Below are 18,210 nucleotides of genomic sequence, written 5' to 3'. Positions count from 1 at the left end.
CATTCCTCCTGCTATACTGAAATTGGTCATACCTGAATATATCTGAGGCCTCTGCCCTGCTCCTGTAACAAAATATAGGTTAAAAAGCGTAAGGATATGGAAGATCAGTATAAATCCTGCCGCACAACTGCAGAGCAAAGTGTTTTGCCCGAAAGTGTAAACCTGACCGAGATACTTTCCTTGATAGAAAGTACCCGAAATCTGTTTTTTATATTCGAAACCTCACCCAAACCACGCTTGACTTATGTCAGTTCAAACTCATCCGCTATCAGCGGTTATTCCCCTGCCGAATACCTCTCTAACCCTGCTCTGATGAAAGATATATTTAAAGCCGCCGGTTTGAATACCGATACCCAAAAGCTCCCTCAATTTAAAACATCTTCAAGACCTATACCCTGCTATATCCCCTGCAAAAATGGCTTCCCCCTTTCGGCAGAATTATTATGTAAACTTTTCTCAGATAAACTGATTTGTGTTATACAGTGTCAATCTCAGGTTCAGCATAATCCGGATTATCCGGTTTTTCCGGATAAAACCCTGCCTGCCCTTCCTCTGGTAATGGGTTTCCAGCCTGACGGTAAACTGATATTTGCTAACCAGATATTTGAGGAAATAACCGGTTATTTTTTAAACGAAATTGCCGGTGATAACTGGAAATCCTGCGGCTTATTCAGCAGTGAAGCAGCTGACCTTATTAACCAAATGCTTCAAGACACCAAAACAGACAGCACCCAACCTGTTGAGATTAGGCTGACACTTAAGAATGGCCAAACTTGCTGGCTTTCCGTTTACAGCCGGATAATTAACCGGAATACCAGCTCGCCATATCTGCAGCTATCAGCCAGAGATATCACAATCTGCAAAAGATCTGAAAAAATATTGCTCCTGACCAGATTTGCAGTGGAACGAACCACAGATGCCATATTCTGGACCGATTCCGAGGGTAATTTTGCAGATGTAAACCAATCAGCCTGTGACTCTCTCGGCTATAAACGTGAAGACTTGCTAAAATTAAACGTAACAGATATAGACACTTTTATAACCAACCGGACTGATTGGATAAGGCACTGGGAGAAACTTAAAAATAGTACCCGTCTAAACTTTGAATCCACACACCGAAACAAACGCGGTGAAGAAATACCGGTGGAAATCAACGCTAACTATATGCAATATGACGGAGTGGAATACAATATAGCCGTAGTTAGAGATATCAGACTGCGCAAAGAGGCTGAAAAACACCTGAAATTCACCTCCTTTTCGGTCGAACATTCGGCAGATTCCATTCTGTGGGTCAACCAAAAAGGACATATAATAGCCGCAAACAAGGCCGCCTGCCAGTCACTGGGTTATACCCATACAGAAATCCGTAATTTAACAGTGAAAGATATAAATCCCGTATGTATTTCAGAAAAATGGGCAACCCTCTGGGGCAGATTAAAAAATGATATCAAATTCTCGGTAGAATCCGTCCAATTTACTAAAAGCGGCCAGCAGATACCCATTGAAGTAATGTGTAACTTTCTGGAGTTTGAGGGAGTTGATTATTGCTGCGCGGTATTAAGGGACATAACGGAACGGAAAAAAGTGGATGCCAAGTTGTTACATGCGGCAGAAGAATGGCGAATAACTTTTGATAATATATCCGATATAGTATTTCTTTTGGACAATGATTTTAATATCCTGCGGGCAAATCGTGCTTTTACAAATACCCTTAACTGCCAGCCGCAAGATATCCTGAACAAGAAATGCTACCAAGTGCTTCACCATAAAGACTGCCCCAAAGAAAGCTGCCCCAAGCTGATAGTTTCCAATACAAAAAAAACCCAACACATTAATTATTTTGAGGAAAACATTGAGAAGCATTTTCAGGAAACCATTGACCCTATTCTGAACACAGACGGGCAGTCTCTGGGAACCATACACACTATAAAAGATCTCACCGAGCATCATAAAATAGCCGCCCAGCTGATGATAACTGACCGGCTGGCTTCAGTGGGTGAAATGGCTGCCGGCCTGGCTCATGAACTTAATAACCCACTGACCAGTGTTTTAGGATTTTCAGAGCTGATTCAGGAAAAAGACCTGCCGGAAGATTTAATGCATGATGTTCAGATAATCAGTCAGGAAGCTCAGCGGGCAGCTGATATTATCCGGAACCTGCTTACCTTTGCCCGCCGCCATGAGCAAGCCAGAGACTGGGTGGATATGAATCAGGTAATCAAAAAAGTACTTGCTATCTGCAACTACGGGCAAAAAGTTAATAATATCCAGATGGTTACCAATCTGGATCCGAATCTGCCAGAGATTAAGGCAGATTATTTCCAGATGCAACAAGTACTATTGAATATAGTCATAAACGCCGAATATTTTATAACCCAAGCGCATGGGGAAGGTACGATAGTCATCACAAGCTGCAGGCTAGATAACAGTATCCGGATATCTATTGAGGATGATGGTCCGGGTATGTCTGAAAACGTCCTAAAACATATATTTGACCCTTTCTTTACCACGAAAGAAGTAGGCAAAGGTACTGGATTAGGACTGTCTATCGGGCATGGTATAATCACCCAGCATGGTGGTAAACTGTACGCAGAAAGTTCCGAAGGTAAGGGTGCTACCTTTTTTATAGAGCTTCCAATCAACCAGCCAGATTAAAAACCGGCGGATATTCTAAGGGGTACGCATGACTACAAAAAATGAAACTATTTTAACGGTAGATGACGAAGATACAATCCGCCGTTTGCTTTGCCAGAAAATAACCGGAGAAGGCTATAAATGCCTGACCGCCCCAAATGCCGCCGAGGCTATGGAAATTGTAAAAAACAATAATATCGCACTGGCAATACTGGATATAAAAATGCCTGGGATTTCCGGCATGGATATCTTGCCCGAAATCCGCATTGGTTCACCTGATACCGCCGTTATAATGGCTACTGCCATCAGCGATACAGATACCGCTATAAACTGCATGAAGCTGGGCGCTTATGATTATGTGACCAAACCTTTTAAACTGGATGCGGTGATGATGAGTATAGAGCGGGCACTGGAAAAACGCCGTCTAATACTGGACAATCGTGATTACCAGCAGCATCTGGAGTTAAAGATAAAAGACCAGGCGGAAAAAATACGCAGTTCCTTTTTTAATGCCATAACTTCTCTGGCCTATGCACTTGAGGCTAAAGACAGTTACACTATAGGTCATTCACAGCGGGTAGCTGAAACCTCGGTTTCTATTGCCAGCGCTATGGAACTGCCTGCTGCTGCCATTGAGCAGATACGTTTAGCAGGGTTGGTTCATGACATCGGCAAAATAGGTATCAGAAGTGTTTGTCTGAATAAAGCCGGCAACCTGACCGAAGAAGAATACAATCATATAAAAACCCATCCCGGCATAGGCGAACGCATACTTTCCCCCATCACCGAAGACCGTGAAATATTGAAAATAGTCCGCCACCACCATGAGCATTTTAACGGACGGGGTTATCCTGATGGGCTAAAAGGAGATGAAATACCGCTGGGAGCTAGAATAATGGCACTTGCTGACGCCTATGATGCCATGACCTCTTTAAGACCATACCGCAAGGCTATGACAGATAAAGAAGCCTGGGAAGAGCTGAAACGCTGTTCAGGTATACAGTTTGACCCGGAGATTTTAGCTGTTTTTGCCCGCATGAATAAACATACCTAACGACAGGAGCAGTTATCCAGATACTGGTCTACCAGCTTTACACCTGATTCGCAGGTGCATAAAGGCTGAGCTGCCCGGCTTCCGTCACGGTATACTGTTATCCCTTTAAGCCCTTTGTCATAGGCCATATTAAACACATTCGCCATATCCTCACGGGTAGCCTCATGGGAGAAATTTACCGTCTTGGAAACAGCATGATCAGTATACTTTTGGAAAGCTGCCTGAATACGGATATGCCATTCGGGGCGAATGCGGTGAGCAGTAACCAGCAGACGTTTAAGCCAGTCCGGTATACACTCTATATCATGCAGATGGTTTGAGGAAACCAGTTTCTCAAACAGCTCTTTTGAATGGAAACCTCCGCGTCTGGCCATTTCTTCAAAATACGGGTTTATCTCCAGCAGGTTTTCACCATCAAGTATATTCCTGACAAATACCATAGCGAAAGAAGGCTCTATGCCCGAAGATACCCCGGCTATAATGGAAAGCGTGCCGGTGGGAGCTATGCTGGTACAAGTGGCATTCCGCATGGGGCGTCCGCCCGGTACGTCATAAATACTGCCTTCATAAGCAGGGAAAGACCCTCTGACTTCGGCTAGTTTTGACGAAGCACGGTGGGAAGTTTCTTTAATAAATTCCATTATCTGGTCAGCCTGAAATATAGCCTCTTCGGAATTGTATGGTATACCCATCAAAACCAGCATATCGGCAAAACCCATAACCCCCAAGCCTACTTTGCGATTACGCAGTGTGGCTTTTTCAATTTCGGGAGTAGGAAACTTGTTTACATCTATTACGTTATCCAGAAAGCGGATAGCCATTTTAACTGTCCGCCCCAGCTTTTCATAGTCTACCACTACCCGTTCGCCATCACGCTTGAGCATACGAGGCAAAGAGATTGAACCAAGATTGCAAGATTCATATGGCAGAAGGGTTTGCTCTCCGCAACCGCTTACATGCTTGATGCGCCCTAATAATGGAGTGGGATTATCATCATTTATACGGTCTATAAATACCAAACCCGGATCACCCGTTTTCCAAGCCTGGTCCACAATACGGTCAAACACACAGGCGGCGTTTAGCCGCTGAACTACCTCACCGGTGTGCGGGTTGATAATATCGTAATCTTCACCATTTCGTACTTTGGTCATGAAGTCTCGGGTTACCACAACTGAAATATAAAAATTGGTCAGGGCATTCGGGTCACCCTTGCAGGAGATAAAATTAAGGATATCGGGATGAGTTACATCTAAAATAGCGGTGTTACACCCGCGGCGAACCCCACCCTGCCGCACATAATCTGCTGCTGCAGCAAATATATTAATTACAGAGACCGGGCCGCCGGCCACTTCGGTGAGTTCCCCAACCCTATCTCCGGCAGGACGCAGGTCGGAGAATGAAAACCCTGTACCGCCCCCGCTTTTATGAATAAGAGCTGTCTGTTTTACGGCATCAAAAATAGATTCAATGGAGTCTTCTACCGGCAAAACAAAACAGGCTGAAAGCTGCCCTACTTGCCGCCCGGCATTCAATAAGGTGGGGGAATTGGGCAGGAACTCCAGGCGGAACATAGCCTGATAAAATTCCTCTTCAATACGGCTTATATCCGCACCCGGTGCATATTTATATTCGGCAGAAGCTACTACTCTGGCTACCCTATGGAACATATCCTCAGGCGTTTCAATCACTCGTCCGTCAGCATCTTTTTTGAGATACCGCTTCTCCAATACCCTTTTGGCGGTAGTGGATAAACGTGCTGCTATCACAACTGATTGTCTGCCGGATTCTACTGTCATTTAAAAAACCTTAACTGCCTTATCACCGATTCGTTTCATATCCAACGTAAGTACCACTACATTGTTCAGGTACTTGCGGGCAACTTCGGCTGCTTCTTCCACTTCTTCCTTGTTGGCCGCCCGCCAAGGACAACCCGGAATAGGGAAGTAAGCGTCAATGCGGAAAGACATATCTTTATCTATGCTGGCTAAAAACTGGGCTACCTTTTCTATTTCGTCTTTGGCTATATAATCAGGTATGTACACCACTTCTACATGGAGTTTGCGCTCACCTAATGAAGCATGTATCTTCTTCAGATTTTCCAGCGCGGATTTATTTGAGCGGCTGGTATAATCACGATATATATCTTCGGAATACGCCTTCAGGCTGAAAATAACCTGGTCAATATCTGTAAGGTCAGGCATCCTGATACCGTTGGTTAGCAGAATATTGTAAGAGCCGTATTTTTCATGGACAGCCTTAGCCAGTTTAGGCAGCTCAGGGTCAAGCACCGCCTCCGTACCCAGAAAAACCGCATATTTTATAGTATAGCCATCTATCTTTTCCATAACCTGGTCAAACGTTAGAAATTTAGTGGGAGGGGCTTGCCTTTCACGGGTAATTATCTCAGCTACAGGATCATCCAGCAGACCAAAATCGTAAACCTCGTAATTGGTATAACAACCGCGGCATTTTAAATTACATTCAGTCCAAAAATGAAAATCCATTGAATGGTAACTTGGCTCATATGCCAGATGATAAACCTTCATTCAATCCCCCAAACATGATTAGCAAGCCTATGGAAAGGCTCGCTCTTATAAGTATAACACTGTTAAAATACCCGAACAATAATAAATTTTAGTAATCTGCCTCTTTGTTTGCTAGAATTTATTGTACCACATGTTTTTACTTTTAGCATCAGGTTTTTTGATTTTTTACTAAGCATTTCGGATATATTCTTAGATTCCCAGCAGTATCAAACCAAAATACATAGCCAACGTGAGCCCAGTTGTCCAAACCGCTACCCCTGCTGATATCCAGATAAACAGCTTCAGCTTGTCTGCGTTTAGCATCACCCCTAAAAAGGCAGCTAAGGGGGCACTGGTTAACACGGGTGACAAAAGACCCAACCCTATAATTCCGTATTTTAACCATATTTTGTACAGCCGGCCCGAATGAAGCCTTTCCTGCAAAGCCGCAATAATCTGGGCAAAGAGTGCTGACAGGCTTGCAGAGGCATCACCCGTACGGTTTTTATCCAGCCAGCGGTTTGAGCTTGCCCGTATTCTTTCTGAAAGAATAATAATAATACCTACGCCGCTTAAAGTACCGCCGCATACCAGCAGAATAACCAGAGCTGGGTGCAAACCCCAAATCAAACCAGCCGGTATGGCCAGCCAGATTTCCACCAGCGCCAGTAAAAACACACCAATCATTTGAAAAAACATCTATCTGCAAACCTGCGCTTTCAGCTATCGTTATCGGCTGAAAATTGTTTGATATACAGCCGCGGAGAGGTAGATACAACTTCCTTTAAAGCCAGCAATTCTTCTTTCAGTGTCTGTCCGCAGGCATCTGTTTCCAGATATTTCTCCAGCAGGCTTTTATCCAATTCGGAAACCTTGTCCCACAGCCCTAGCGGCACAAGCAAATCCCGCACCGCCTGATTGTTATACCCGCTACGCGAAACCTCTTTGTAGCTGAGTGAATGTTCACTGCCGTATACCCGTCCAAGCGAATTGGCACGGCAGTATTCAATAATAGACTCTTTCAGAGTATCTATTCTGGCTTCTATTTCACTTTTACGGGACTGGAGTTCCGCATATTCCTCAACCGCACGGGGTATATCTACTGCTGATGCTTCGGGTAACTGGGGCGGGGGTGCGTATTTGTGGCGATACAGCGGACAGAGATGGGCAAAATCACACGGGCAAAAACCGTTTTCACAGGCAGGGAAAATAGCTTTTTCTATTTTTTCGGCTACCTCCAGCACCAGTTGCCTGGCATCAGCAATAACCTCTTTACTACGGGCAGAACAACGCATGGCGGTGTTTGAACGAAGGTGATAAAGGCAAAGTTCCCCAACCGGCAAAAACCAAATCTGCTCTACTGCCAGCTGGTAAAGACTCAGCTGAAGGTTATTTTGAACATATTCAGCCGAAAACAGGTCTTTGTTGCTTTTGTAGTCCACAATACATAGTTCACCGGATAAGAGTTTATCTACCCTGTCAATTTTACCGGTCAGCTTAACTCCGTCCAGATTTACAGTGTACTGGTATTCCACTGCAAGTGGCATATGAAAATCAGCACTGTGGATACGGCAGAACTCCGCAAGTATCTCTTTACCTAACTGGCGGTAGTTTTCTTCTGCCTCAACAGACTCATACCCTTCAGACCGCCAGTGCAAGCGATAATATTCCAGCATCTTTTCCAAACTGGGTGGAGGAGGTACTTTTATTCTGAAAAAATGCTCCGCACAGTCATGCAAGGTAGTACCAAAGCTGAAATACCCCTTTTCCAACGGCTTTAGGCCGTCAATATAAAGAAAACGGTATTTTAAAGGACAACTCAGGTACTGGTCTATCTGACTGTAGGAAAGGGGACGCATAAATACTCCGCCTGTAAAACTGATATAATATTAAAGTACATTATAGCCTTGTTTTCAGGGTTATGGGAAGGTGCAGAACGGATTTGGAAGATATCTCTTACCTTTTAGCCCTTGCCGGCGGACTGGCCGCCTTTTTCTCCCCATGCGTACTGCCTATGATGCCTATTTATTTAGCCAGCCTGACGGGAGCCGAGATACTTGATGCTAAACCAAACTCCGCCATTTCTTATAAAACCCTGCGGCATTCAGTGGCCTTTGTAGCCGGTTTCAGCCTTATCTTTACCAGTCTTGGGGCTTTAGCCGGGCTGGGCGGGGTTATTATAAACCCCAGTGACCTCTGGGTAAGGATACTCTCAGGGGGAATGCTTATCATCTTTGGCGGGTACATGCTGCTATGCCTTCGTTTCCCGTCAATCAATTTTGAAAAGCATCTGGCCAGCCCACAAAACCTTAAAATGAGCGGTTATGCCAGGTCTTTCCTAAGCGGGGCGGTTTTCACCCTTGCCTGGACACCCTGCATCAGCCCGGTGCTGGGCAGTATACTAACTATTACATTCGGAGGAGAAAACCCGCTTTACGGCTCGGCACTGCTGGCTGTTTTTTCACTGGGCATGGGTATACCATTTATTGCATTAGGGTTGCTCCTTCAAAAAACTCTGCCTTTGATAGGTAAAATCAGCCACTATTCAGCTGCCATATACGGTGCAAGTGGCGTGATACTGATATTTATTGGTATACTGATATTTGGTAATAGAATAGGGTTTTTCAGTACCCTGCAGATTTGAAATGAAAAGTAAATTGTTAGCCCTCTGTTTTCTGCTCCTTGGCAGTCTTTGTCTGTCCGCCTGCAGCCAATCCACGCCATCTCCATCTGACAACGCTAACCAACCCGTAACAGGTATAAAGATAAACAATTTTGCACCGGATTTCTCCCTGAAAAATCTGGCTGGGCAGGAAATAAACCTGAGTGATTTCAGAGGCTCGGGGGTAATTATAAACTTCTGGAAGATAAGCTGCAGTTATTGCAAACAGGAGATGCCTTTTTTTGAAGCCGCTTATCTAAAAAACAAGACTCTCCCAGACAGCATTAAAATCCTTATGATAAATATAACAGAGAGCCAGTCACTTATAGAGCAGTTTATGGAGGATAATCACTATACCTTTCCGGTACTGCTGGATACCACTGGTGCTATCGGGCAAATCTATAATGCAAACTATATTCCCATTACCTATTTTATAAATACCGAAGGGATAATAAAGGCCATAAAGTTCGGGGCATTTTCCAGCCAGACAGATTTTGACAACCAACTGGACAAGATATACTAAAACCTAAGGAGTAACAATGACTGATATATTGAACGAAGCATCAAATATAGCCCAATGCAAAGAGTGTCCGTGGTACCGTGCTTGTACAACACCTATGCGATATACTTCTGAAGATATCCGCCGCCAGGTACAAAGCGGAGGTCCGGGTATGAATGCGCCTCAAGATGAAGCTGCCATGCAGCAGATGTTATCCATGGCTTCCGCCGCCCAAAACTCCATGCTGGAGGCCTGCCCTATTTTCATTGAACGCCTGCGGAATAACCCAAAACTGGGGCAAAAGATAAAGGAAATGATGCAGAACTGGAGTCAGGAAAGCCACTAAAAAGGCGGCTGGGCAAAATAGGTATCCGTAATATAACGGGCGGTTTCAACTACCGCTTTTTGGACTTTTTCAGTTAAACCCTGTTCCATCTCTTCGGGTATCCGTTCAGGTTTAACTGCCAGCACATCTATTTTTACTCCCCCGTCAGCATGAAGCTCTTTAAGCATATTCAGGGTGGGCATAAGGTGCAGTGAGAAGTCATTTATCTTTTCCGGAGATACCTGTTCAACCGTAAGATGCCCAATCTCACCCGCCTCCAGCCCAGTTTCCATGGCATCTACCAGTACTATAACCTTGGGTTTCACATCACTTATTATTATGTTAAATAGTAACTCTCGGATAGCTGTACCCACGTCCATAACGCAGGCAAAAGAAGGAACCCGGCTATGGGCATTTAAGTAATCTGCTACAGCCGGGCCAAAACCGTCATCACCATAAAGTATGTTTCCGCAGCCGAATACAACCACCGGCCGGGAGCAATATTCCGGTAAACAGTCCATATTTAGTTAGAGTAAGTCTGGACCAGCTGTCCGCTTGCGTCAACTATATCCAGCCTGACCGCTACTTTGCCATTAAGCTCGTGTGTAGAGCAGGACAAGCAGGGGTCATAAGCCCGTATAACCATTTCTATTTCGTCCAAAATGGTTTCATCATACTTACCACCCTTTATAAGAGTTTGGGCAGCTTGTTTTACGGACATATTTATAGCAGCATTATTAAAGACAGTGGCAACCACCAGATTGGCATCAGTAACTAAACCATTATCATCTGTAGTATAGTCATGAATAAGGGTGCCGCGGGGGGCTTCTATGCAACCCACTCCTCGGCCAGCTTTGGGAGTTACCGGTACACGAGTGTTGGTGCTCGTAATTTCGGGGTCAGAAAGAAGCTCAATAACCCTTTCAGCATTGTATAAAAGCTCTATCAAGCGTGCCCAATTGAAAAGAAGTGACTGCTGGGCAGGACGGCCGAATTTAGCGCGGAATTCTTCCAGTTCCTTTTGAGCCAAGGGCGTAGCAATACGGTCACAGACATTTATACGGGCCAAAGTGTTTACCCTCAAAATACCGGAGGGATTGTCTAAATCCATATTAAACTCACCGAGTTCCTTGGCATACGGGAATTTGGCATAACTCCAGTCTTCTACCCGCTCAATAATATGGTCAAGGTAATCCTTGGGGGAAAATTCGGTAAACTTGCCGTCAGGACGCATAAGACGAAGATTGCCGTCATATTGGTTTAAAGCACCGTTTTTATCTACAGTGCCTAAAAAGCCGGTCTTGATAACGCCAATTTCTTTAATAAGGCTTTCATATTTACTGAAAAGATTTTCTTTGGCATATGCTATGGAAAACTTGGAGAACTCCAACAGTTCTTTAGCCATTTCCATCATTTTTTCACGTTCAGTTTCCGTAAGCGGTTTTGAGAACCCTCCGGCTACAGCCGCTACAGGGTGGATATCTTTTCCCAAAAGATAATCCAGCATCTTTGATGCCAGATGACGTGAGCGTATAACCTTCTGGCCCAGTTCAGGCATCTTCTGGGCTATACCAAAAACATTGCGCATAGAGTAGTTTTCACCCGGACCCATCACAAGGTCAGCTCCAGCTAAAAAGAAGAAATGGAGGATGTGCTCTTCCAGATAAGCAGCGGCATTAGCCAGTTCACGCAGTTTGCGGCCAGCAGACGGCGGGGTAACACCGAAGACGTGGTCACAAGCCTTAGCGGAACATAGATGATGGGAAAGCGGACAAACGCCGCAGATACGCGGGGTAATACGGGGCATTTCTTCTACAGGCCGCCCTATACAAAATTTTTCAAAACCGCGCAGCTCTATAATATGCATGCGGGCATCAGATACGTTGCCGCTATTATCAAGGTTTATAACAACCTTAGCAGCACCTTCAATTCTGGTAACCGGCTGTATTGTAATCTGTTTCATATATCCTCCGAATTAACTAAAAGGGGTTATTATTTATCCTGCGGGCGGAGTCTACCCGAACCGATAAAGCGGTTTATGGTGGCCACCCGGTCAACAATCTCCTTTGGATCACGCCCGATATAACTTAACGAGCCCATTATATCAGCAGTAGGATTAGAACCTTTGCGGACAGGTCCGAAACAACCGCGGCACGGCATATAAGCCTTTATACAGCGGGGAATTTCTTCCGAAGGATCAGCACCCAAAATACGGTTGCACCCAGCTTTGGTAACCGGCCCCAGACAGAACAAGCCCTGTTCATTCAGGCAGCGCATATTATCATAGCGGCCGGGGGTAAACTGGGCATTTTGCAGAGGGCGTTTGATAGACCCGCCGGTAGATTGTTTTTCACGTATGGTGGGGCAGGTATCGCAAACACTTCTTTCGGGAAGCGCAAAAGTTTTACCCGCAAGTACTGCTGTGAGCAGTTCAACTATATGGGCTGGTGTAGGAGGACAACCGGGCAGGTGAATATCTACTGTTATTATTTCATCTACGGCATAAACACGGTCAAGCATTTTGGGGAGGGATTTGTCACCGGGAGGAGAAGCAGGATCAGTACCTTTCTCCTTACTGAAAACCTGTTTCAACATATCTTCGGTAGTAGAAAGGTTTGCCAGAGCCGGAATACCGCCGAAACAGGCACAAGTGCCAAGGGCTACGATTAGCTTGCATTTCTTGCGCATTTCCAGAGCAAGTTCCCTGTTTTCCTCATTTCGGATACCGCCTGTAATTATACCAAGATCAGCTTCTGGGATTTCGTATTTAATACCATCACCCTTCTGTCCGAGAAGTTTATGATCCATAAGAACAGGCATATGAACTATTTCCAAGTTGGGTAAAACATCCAGCAGCGGCTCACCTATATCCAGTATAGAGAGTTCACACCCTCCGCATACTGCAAACCATTCTTCAGCAACACGGACCATTTTATCCTCCTAGCCATGTCTTTTGTTTTCCCGTCACCATATATACTGGTAATACACACAAGTTACTGTATAAAATAACTGTTTATATTCTAGCACCTAAAAAACGTTTTTACCATTCAGTTCAAGTTGCATTCACTGACACATCAGCAGAGTTTACACCTGTAGTTTAACATTTGTCACCATACAGGGCAAAATCAGCCAAATCCGCTTTAATATCAAGCCAGACGCTTACACATATACCCTGCCGAAAGTTCATACCCGAGTGAACGGTAATACTCTCTGGCGCCCACACCGCTTAGTATTGCCAGTGAGCTAAGGCCGTATTCGTCATGGGCAAGCCGTTCTGCCTCGGCCACCAGCTTTCTGCCAAGACCCCGGTGCTGGGCAGACTGGTCTCCCTGTTCACCCAGTGAGAGTTCTATGCCATATACATGCAGTTCACGTACCAGTCCTATTTTACCGCCGTATTTTTTATCCGGAACAGGCAGGGATAAACAGGGTATACGCAACCTGAGCAAACCATAAAGGGTATCGGAAGAATCCTCAAAGCTAAGGAATATCTCGTTGCCCTCCGAAGCAGGATAATCAAGTCGCCTTAAGGTGGGTTCACCACTGGTTTGTCCTTTCCGCTGGCGGTGGCCGTATTCACGACAGCGTATACACCTGCACTTCTGGTGGCGGCTTTCCAGTATCTGCCGAACACCATCTCTCAGGGAGTCTTTGAGTCCCGCGCTGATAAATACCGCCGGTATATCCCGAAGAACCCGTGAGATACGCACATAAGGCGGCACCAGAGCTTTAATATCCGCAATAAGCCCGGTCATGATGTCACTTGGGTACGGTGTATATCTGCCTTCTTTCCACCACTCCTCAAGTACAGTCCCCTCCACTACCATAGTGGGATAAAGCTTAAGCCCGTCAGGGCAAAACCGGGGATCTTCAAACACCATGCGGGAAAGTGCCAGATCTTTTTCAGGGGCTGAACCGGGAAGTCCGGGCATCCAGTGGTAATGCACTTTTAGGCCGTATTCACGCAAAAGGCGGGTGGCCTCAGCCACATCCGCAACTGTATGTCCCCGTTCAACCAGTTTATAAATATCATCATCCAGCATCTGGACGCCAAGTTCCACTCTGGTAGTTCCGAAATCTATCATCCGTTGTATTTCGGTCTCACCGCAGATATCCGGGCGGGTCTCAATGCATAAGCCTACGCAGCGGTGCTGAGCAGTTTCATTTATAGTCTTAGCTTCCTCCAGACTGCCAGCCACTATCCCATTCAACGCATCATAGCAGTCTTTAATGAAACCATACTGGTAGGCGGTATCTGCTGAAAGGAAAGTACCACCCATAACTATAAGCTCAACCTTATCTGTAGGGTGACCCATATCCTGTATTATCCGCAGGCGAAGGGCAACCTGTTTGTAAGCCTGGTATTCACAGCTTTTAGCCCGCAAAACAGCCGGAGATTCAGGTGTATAGCTCTGGGGAGTGGCAGCAAAAGTAGGACAATATATGCACTTGCCGGGACACGGCAGAGGTTTGGTCATAACCGCCACCGGGGTAACGCCTGATATTGTTCGGGAAAGCTTCTTCATATATACTCTTATCTATTAAGGATAGTTAATTATAACCTAAAGCTATGAACGAACAAAATTTTACTTCCCAGTCACAGGTATTTGACCGTATAGCCGCTGGCTGGTACAGCTTTCGCCATCGTTCCATTTTCAGCCCGGAGCTTTCAGCACTGGCCGAAAAATGGCAAACAGGCAAACTCCTTAATGCCGGCTGCGGCTGCGGAGCAGATTTTATACCTTTTAAAAACAATTTTGAGCTGTATGGCATAGATTTTTCTGCCGAGATGATAGACCAAGCCGGCAAATATGCCCGTAAACACGGCTTCAAACCTAATCTGGCAGTGGCAGATATGCAAGACCTGCCTTTCAAGGATGCCGAATTTGACTGGCTGATTGCTGTGGCCAGTTTCCACCACCTGAAAGGACCGGATTCTCAACTAAAAGCCCTAAACGAATTCGGACGGGTACTGAAAGATAACGGACAAATATTCCTGACGGTCTGGAACCGTCTACAGCCCCGTTTTTGGTTTAAGGGGCGGGAAACTCTGGTGCCATGGAAAAGTCAGGACCAGATACTCATGCGCTATTACCGCCTGTATACCTGCTGGGAGATAGAGGCACTGGTTAAAAAAGCCGGTTTCAGGGTAGTCAGCTCATCCGGTGAAAAGAGCCACCGCGGACCAAAATATTTTGCCCGTAACATCTGCCTGATACTTGAGAAACAAACTTTAAAAAAATAGGACTTTAGGATATATTTGTATAAGTAATATGGTAAATAACAGCTGTGAGAGAGGCCAAAGACCTTCCATGATAATCCCCACCATAATTCTGGCGGTTGCAGCAGTGGTGGTCAGTGTTATTGCTTACAACAAAAACGGTGCTCACGTAGAGGGGTTTAAAGCCGCCTGGGATATATTTATTCAGGTATTGCCCATGATGGTACTGGCCTTTGTGATTGCCGGTATGCTCAGGGTTATCATACCCGAAGAAACCGTCAGCCAGTGGCTGGGACAGGAATCAGGTTTCAAAGGTGTACTTATCGGTACAGCTGTGGGCGGGCTAATGCCGGGCGGACCTTACAGTTGTATGCCCATTGCCGCCGGGTTGCTGGGCGGCGGTGCCGGAGCCGGTACTATGGTAGCATTCATGACGGGCTGGTCACTGCTGGCGGTGAACCGTCTTCCTCTTGAGATTGGCATGCTGGGCTGGAAGTTCGCCCTGATACGGCTGGCCGTAACCGCCCTGATGCCAATAGCCGCCGGGATGCTGGCCAATGCCCTCTTTTCAAAAGTAAACCTGCTTGAATAGTTTTTCCCTTAGGAATAAACTATTACACTGTAAACGCAAGTTGGTGAAAGGAAGTACCTGAGAGATGATGGTAAAAATCCCCTGCCCTGATTGTGGCGTAATTGGCAGTTTTTCATTAGCTGACGAAGTATATGAAGGACCTTATAAATGCTGGAAATGCCGCAAGCTTTTCAAAATACGCATTGAACGGGGTACGGTCAAGCTCTGCGAACCCATAGATGAAGCAGAATTTGAACGATTGAAATCCCTGGGGGATTTAAAACGCAAATCCCGGGGCGGAGACGAAGAGTAACTTTCCCTTTTAATAAATTTAAGAAGCCAGTTCGGCCATGCCCGGTGTGGTTTTCCACTTCCGGGTGTGGCTGTTTTTATATTCTTCCAGTTTAGACGTAAAATCAGGGCTATCAATGCTATCTAAAGTCATAATAAGGGCATCTTCGTGATTATCCAAATAGTATTTTTTCCGTATACCCTTTATGGCAAACCCATATTTCAAATACAGATTTTGAGCCACAATATTTGAAACCCTGACCTCAAGAGTCATTTCAAAGCATTTGTGTTTGATAGCTTCTTTCAAAGAGCTTATCAGAAGCAACTCGCCAAATCCTTTGCGGCGGTAGGCCTCCCGCACTGCCACGCTGACCAAATGGGCAGAGCCGGCCATTACCCATATAGCACCGTAACCAATTACCTTTGGGCAGTCTACCACCTGCTGAATAGTGCCGGTATCATGTCGGATACAATTCCTGAGTCGTTTCCAAATACTTAAAACAGGCTTTGCAGCAGTGGAGATGTCCTCATCAACCAGCACCATATAATGGGCCATGATGTTTTCCATCTCACGCTTGAAATTGGTCGCCGGCCACATTGTGGGAAAGGCTTCTTTATCAAGCTGATTTAGTTCAGGTATATCTTCGTCTTTTATAGGGCGGATTAAATAGGCCATTTAAATAAACCTCTGGCAAATAGTGTACATATATTTTAACATACCTGCCCGGATAAAAGAGTACAAAATAGCCTATTAGGCAGGCGAATCCGCCTTGCCGAATCTTTCATACTCACTATATATACACCCGCAGTACTGCTGGCGATAAAGGTCTAAGGGTTTGGTAATATGGCGGCTGTCCGAATAACGTTTTCGAAGGTCTGCATAGGCAAATTTGATCCCCGTTTCCTTAGCCGATATTTCAGCCGCACAAACTGCATCAGCATGTTTCTGGTGAGGGCTGATAAAAAGGCTTGAGGAAAAATATTCGTACCCATGCTGTGCGGCATAAGCGGCAGTCTGCCCCAGACGCATATCAAAACAGATTCGACAACGCCCATCCACATTTGCGGCTACATTTTTAAAATATTCGGCCATTTGATATGAAGGCTCTGTTATAAGCTCAAAACCCATTTCATCTGAAAGTTTCTCCATAGCCTCAAGTCTGCTTTGATGCTCAGTAAAGGGGTGAATGTTGGGGTTGTACCAGTAAACACTGACCAGAAAACCCTGTTCCTGCCAGTATTTGAAAGAGTAAGCGGTACAATGGGCACAGCAACCATGGAGAAGAAGTTTAGGTGCCATTCTCCGTCCAAAGTCCCTGCTGGGTATTTTTATCAGCCGGATAAGGTATACTCAAGTGCTGGTAAGCCAAACGGGTTGCCTGACGTCCTCTAGGTGTTCTTTCCAAAAAACCCAGTTGGAGCAGATAAGGTTCATAAACGTCCATAATCGTATCCGCTTCTTCGGAAATAGCCGCGGCAATAGTTTCAAGACCCACCGGCCCTCCCCCGAATTTATGGATAATGGTTTTTAAAACCTTGTGATCAATCTCATCCAGCCCCAATTTGTCCACTTCCAAACAGGCCAGAGATTCCGCTGCAATATCCCCGGTAATCAGCCCGTTTCCCTTTACCTGAGCATAGTCCCTCACCCGCCGAAGCAAACGGTTTGCCACTCTAGGAGTGCCGCGGGAACGGCAGGCTATCTGATGAAGACCATTTTCATCTGCTTCCACCCCCAGTATGCGGGCGGAGCGGCGGACAATATCATATATGGCTTCTTCATCATAAAAATCCAGACGGAATATAGAACCGAAACGATCACGCAAAGGTGCTGAAAGCATGGCATAGCGGGTGGTCGCCCCTATCAGGGTGAAATGTGGCAGTTTAAGCCTGAGGCTTCTGGCGCCCGGCCCTTTTCCTACCATTATGTCAAGTGCGTAGTCTTCCATAGCCGGATAAAGGACTTCCTCTACATTCCGGCTAAGGCGGTGTATTTCATCTATAAACAGGATATCAAATGGCTTCAGATTGGTCAGAATAGCTGCCAGGTCACCCTGCCTTTCAATGGCCGGGCCGGAGGTAATACGGATATTCACCCCCATCTCCAAAGCTATGATATGCGAAAGAGTGGTTTTCCCTAATCCCGGCGGCCCGTAAAGCAAAACATGATCCAGCGCCTCTCCCCTTTGCTTGGCCGCCTGTATGGCTACCCCAAGATTATCCTTGAGGCGCTTTTGACCTATAAAATCAGACAGGCAACGGGGGCGAAGGCTGGTATCCAGCTTGGCATCATCGGCGGCCAGTTTCCCGGATATAAGACGCTCTTTTTTCTCTGACATTTGAAGTATTATAGCACAAATATTCCAAAACACTCTCAATATTCGGGCGTTAGAGGGATTGTTTGACGGGTCATATGCCTTGCGGGCTG

At 45.7% G+C, this 18,210-nt stretch carries 19 protein-coding genes; 8 read left to right on the top strand and 11 right to left on the bottom strand.

Translation table 11 applies throughout. The annotated features are described in order from the left end of the window. The first annotated feature begins 96 nt into the window (after positions 1-96). The gene (locus UCH007_RS02765; protein WP_023652127.1) at positions 97-2,655 is read left to right on the top strand and encodes a PAS domain-containing sensor histidine kinase; all 2,559 of its coding nucleotides are present in this window, start codon (positions 97-99) and stop codon (positions 2,653-2,655) included. Between the two features lie 28 nt (positions 2,656-2,683). Continuing rightward, on the top strand, positions 2,684-3,688 hold the full coding sequence (locus UCH007_RS02760; protein WP_023652126.1) for an HD domain-containing phosphohydrolase: 1,005 nt from the start codon (positions 2,684-2,686) through the stop codon (positions 3,686-3,688). Here the strand turns inward: UCH007_RS02760 and UCH007_RS02755 are convergent. The 4 genes from UCH007_RS02755 to UCH007_RS02740 all read right to left on the bottom strand — a co-directional run bounded on the left by UCH007_RS02755 (position 3,685) and on the right by UCH007_RS02740 (position 8,072). Next, positions 3,685-5,484 carry an adenosylcobalamin-dependent ribonucleoside-diphosphate reductase gene (locus UCH007_RS02755; RefSeq protein WP_046960997.1) on the bottom strand — a complete coding sequence of 600 codons (1,800 nt, stop codon included), beginning with the start codon at positions 5,482-5,484 and terminating at the stop codon, positions 3,685-3,687. The genes UCH007_RS02760 and UCH007_RS02755 overlap by 4 nt on opposite strands. Next, entirely contained in the window at positions 5,485-6,234 is a 750-nt protein-coding gene (locus UCH007_RS02750; protein WP_015407648.1) for a radical SAM protein, read from the bottom strand. A gap of 189 nt (positions 6,235-6,423) precedes the next feature. Next, positions 6,424-6,912: a small multi-drug export protein gene (locus UCH007_RS02745; RefSeq protein ID WP_015407647.1), complete on the bottom strand. Its 489-nt coding sequence runs from the start codon at positions 6,910-6,912 to the stop codon at positions 6,424-6,426. 20 nt (positions 6,913-6,932) lie between these two features. Next, complete coding sequence (locus tag UCH007_RS02740; protein ID WP_046960996.1) at positions 6,933-8,072, bottom strand: RecB family exonuclease; 1,140 nt, start codon at positions 8,070-8,072, stop codon at positions 6,933-6,935. A gap of 83 nt (positions 8,073-8,155) precedes the next feature. Between UCH007_RS02740 and UCH007_RS02735 the strand changes: the two genes are divergently transcribed. From UCH007_RS02735 to UCH007_RS02725, 3 genes are read left to right on the top strand one after another with little or no spacing between them, the layout of a single operon-like run. Further along, positions 8,156-8,857, top strand: a complete 702-nt coding sequence (locus tag UCH007_RS02735; RefSeq protein WP_231854731.1) for a cytochrome c biogenesis CcdA family protein — start codon at positions 8,156-8,158, stop codon at positions 8,855-8,857. A gap of 1 nt (position 8,858) precedes the next feature. Beyond that, entirely contained in the window at positions 8,859-9,398 is a 540-nt protein-coding gene (locus UCH007_RS02730) for a peroxiredoxin family protein (protein WP_046960994.1), read from the top strand. A 16-nt stretch (positions 9,399-9,414) separates the two neighbouring features. Further along, entirely contained in the window at positions 9,415-9,720 is a 306-nt protein-coding gene (locus UCH007_RS02725; RefSeq protein WP_023652121.1) for a hypothetical protein, read from the top strand. Here the strand turns inward: UCH007_RS02725 and UCH007_RS02720 are convergent. The 4 genes from UCH007_RS02720 to UCH007_RS02705 form a co-directional block, all read right to left on the bottom strand. Next, a complete protein-coding gene (locus UCH007_RS02720; RefSeq protein WP_046960993.1) occupies positions 9,717-10,220 on the bottom strand; it encodes a hydrogenase maturation protease in 504 nt (167 codons plus the stop codon). The genes UCH007_RS02725 and UCH007_RS02720 overlap by 4 nt on opposite strands. A gap of 2 nt (positions 10,221-10,222) precedes the next feature. Then, positions 10,223-11,662, bottom strand: coding sequence for a Ni/Fe hydrogenase subunit alpha (locus tag UCH007_RS02715; RefSeq protein WP_046960992.1), 1,440 nt, complete (start codon positions 11,660-11,662; stop codon positions 10,223-10,225). Positions 11,663-11,691: 29 nt separating this feature from the next. Continuing rightward, entirely contained in the window at positions 11,692-12,630 is a 939-nt protein-coding gene (locus UCH007_RS02710; protein ID WP_023652118.1) for a F420-non-reducing hydrogenase subunit G, read from the bottom strand. A 215-nt stretch (positions 12,631-12,845) separates the two neighbouring features. Continuing rightward, a complete protein-coding gene (locus tag UCH007_RS02705) occupies positions 12,846-14,225 on the bottom strand; it encodes an elongator complex protein 3 (RefSeq protein ID WP_041330766.1) in 1,380 nt (459 codons plus the stop codon). Positions 14,226-14,269: 44 nt separating this feature from the next. Here UCH007_RS02705 and UCH007_RS02700 point away from each other — a divergent pair, with 44 nt between their 5' ends. The 3 genes from UCH007_RS02700 to UCH007_RS02690 all read left to right on the top strand — a co-directional run bounded on the left by UCH007_RS02700 (position 14,270) and on the right by UCH007_RS02690 (position 15,804). Further along, entirely contained in the window at positions 14,270-14,944 is a 675-nt protein-coding gene (locus tag UCH007_RS02700; protein WP_046960991.1) for a class I SAM-dependent methyltransferase, read from the top strand. 67 nt (positions 14,945-15,011) lie between these two features. Next, positions 15,012-15,512, top strand: coding sequence for a permease (locus tag UCH007_RS02695; RefSeq protein WP_231854730.1), 501 nt, complete (start codon positions 15,012-15,014; stop codon positions 15,510-15,512). 64 nt (positions 15,513-15,576) lie between these two features. Beyond that, positions 15,577-15,804, top strand: a complete 228-nt coding sequence (locus tag UCH007_RS02690; protein WP_012881864.1) for a hypothetical protein — start codon at positions 15,577-15,579, stop codon at positions 15,802-15,804. 18 nt (positions 15,805-15,822) lie between these two features. Here UCH007_RS02690 and rimI read toward each other — a convergent pair whose 3' ends face one another. The 3 genes from rimI to ruvB form a co-directional block, all read right to left on the bottom strand. Beyond that, entirely contained in the window at positions 15,823-16,458 is a 636-nt protein-coding gene (gene rimI, locus UCH007_RS02685; RefSeq protein WP_023652114.1) for a ribosomal protein S18-alanine N-acetyltransferase, read from the bottom strand. Between the two features lie 75 nt (positions 16,459-16,533). Then, complete coding sequence (locus tag UCH007_RS02680; protein WP_046960990.1) at positions 16,534-17,082, bottom strand: epoxyqueuosine reductase QueH; 549 nt, start codon at positions 17,080-17,082, stop codon at positions 16,534-16,536. Further along, on the bottom strand, positions 17,072-18,121 hold the full coding sequence (gene ruvB / locus UCH007_RS02675) for a Holliday junction branch migration DNA helicase RuvB (protein ID WP_046960989.1): 1,050 nt from the start codon (positions 18,119-18,121) through the stop codon (positions 17,072-17,074). The genes UCH007_RS02680 and ruvB overlap by 11 nt, the downstream gene beginning before the upstream one ends. Positions 18,122-18,210: the final 89 nt, after the last annotated feature.

Source organism: Dehalococcoides sp. UCH007 (assembly GCF_001010485.1).
GTDB classification, from domain to species: Bacteria; Chloroflexota; Dehalococcoidia; order Dehalococcoidales; family Dehalococcoidaceae; genus Dehalococcoides; species Dehalococcoides mccartyi_A.
Note: the sequence above shows the minus strand (reverse complement) of the source record. Positions and strands in the feature narration are given on the sequence as shown.

Excerpts from the sequence above, each read along its gene's own strand:
- UCH007_RS02750 (WP_015407648.1), bottom strand. The coding sequence starts at position 6,234 with ATGAAGGTTTATCATCTGGCATATGAGCCAAGTTACCATTCAATGGAT.
- UCH007_RS02755 (WP_046960997.1), bottom strand. The coding sequence starts at position 5,484 with ATGACAGTAGAATCCGGCAGACAATCAGTTGTGATAGCAGCACGTTTA.
- UCH007_RS02760 (WP_023652126.1), top strand. The coding sequence starts at position 2,684 with ATGACTACAAAAAATGAAACTATTTTAACGGTAGATGACGAAGATACA.
- UCH007_RS02725 (WP_023652121.1), top strand. The coding sequence starts at position 9,415 with ATGACTGATATATTGAACGAAGCATCAAATATAGCCCAATGCAAAGAG.
- UCH007_RS02745 (WP_015407647.1), bottom strand. The coding sequence starts at position 6,912 with ATGTTTTTTCAAATGATTGGTGTGTTTTTACTGGCGCTGGTGGAAATC.
- UCH007_RS02710 (WP_023652118.1), bottom strand. The coding sequence starts at position 12,630 with ATGGTCCGTGTTGCTGAAGAATGGTTTGCAGTATGCGGAGGGTGTGAA.
- UCH007_RS02715 (WP_046960992.1), bottom strand. The coding sequence starts at position 11,662 with ATGAAACAGATTACAATACAGCCGGTTACCAGAATTGAAGGTGCTGCT.
- UCH007_RS02740 (WP_046960996.1), bottom strand. The coding sequence starts at position 8,072 with ATGCGTCCCCTTTCCTACAGTCAGATAGACCAGTACCTGAGTTGTCCT.
- UCH007_RS02680 (WP_046960990.1), bottom strand. The coding sequence starts at position 17,082 with ATGGCACCTAAACTTCTTCTCCATGGTTGCTGTGCCCATTGTACCGCT.
- ruvB (WP_046960989.1), bottom strand. The coding sequence starts at position 18,121 with ATGTCAGAGAAAAAAGAGCGTCTTATATCCGGGAAACTGGCCGCCGAT.
- UCH007_RS02700 (WP_046960991.1), top strand. The coding sequence starts at position 14,270 with ATGAACGAACAAAATTTTACTTCCCAGTCACAGGTATTTGACCGTATA.
- UCH007_RS02765 (WP_023652127.1), top strand. The coding sequence starts at position 97 with ATGGAAGATCAGTATAAATCCTGCCGCACAACTGCAGAGCAAAGTGTT.
- rimI (WP_023652114.1), bottom strand. The coding sequence starts at position 16,458 with ATGGCCTATTTAATCCGCCCTATAAAAGACGAAGATATACCTGAACTA.
- UCH007_RS02690 (WP_012881864.1), top strand. The coding sequence starts at position 15,577 with ATGATGGTAAAAATCCCCTGCCCTGATTGTGGCGTAATTGGCAGTTTT.
- UCH007_RS02730 (WP_046960994.1), top strand. The coding sequence starts at position 8,859 with ATGAAAAGTAAATTGTTAGCCCTCTGTTTTCTGCTCCTTGGCAGTCTT.
- UCH007_RS02705 (WP_041330766.1), bottom strand. The coding sequence starts at position 14,225 with ATGAAGAAGCTTTCCCGAACAATATCAGGCGTTACCCCGGTGGCGGTT.
- UCH007_RS02695 (WP_231854730.1), top strand. The coding sequence starts at position 15,012 with ATGATAATCCCCACCATAATTCTGGCGGTTGCAGCAGTGGTGGTCAGT.
- UCH007_RS02720 (WP_046960993.1), bottom strand. The coding sequence starts at position 10,220 with ATGGACTGTTTACCGGAATATTGCTCCCGGCCGGTGGTTGTATTCGGC.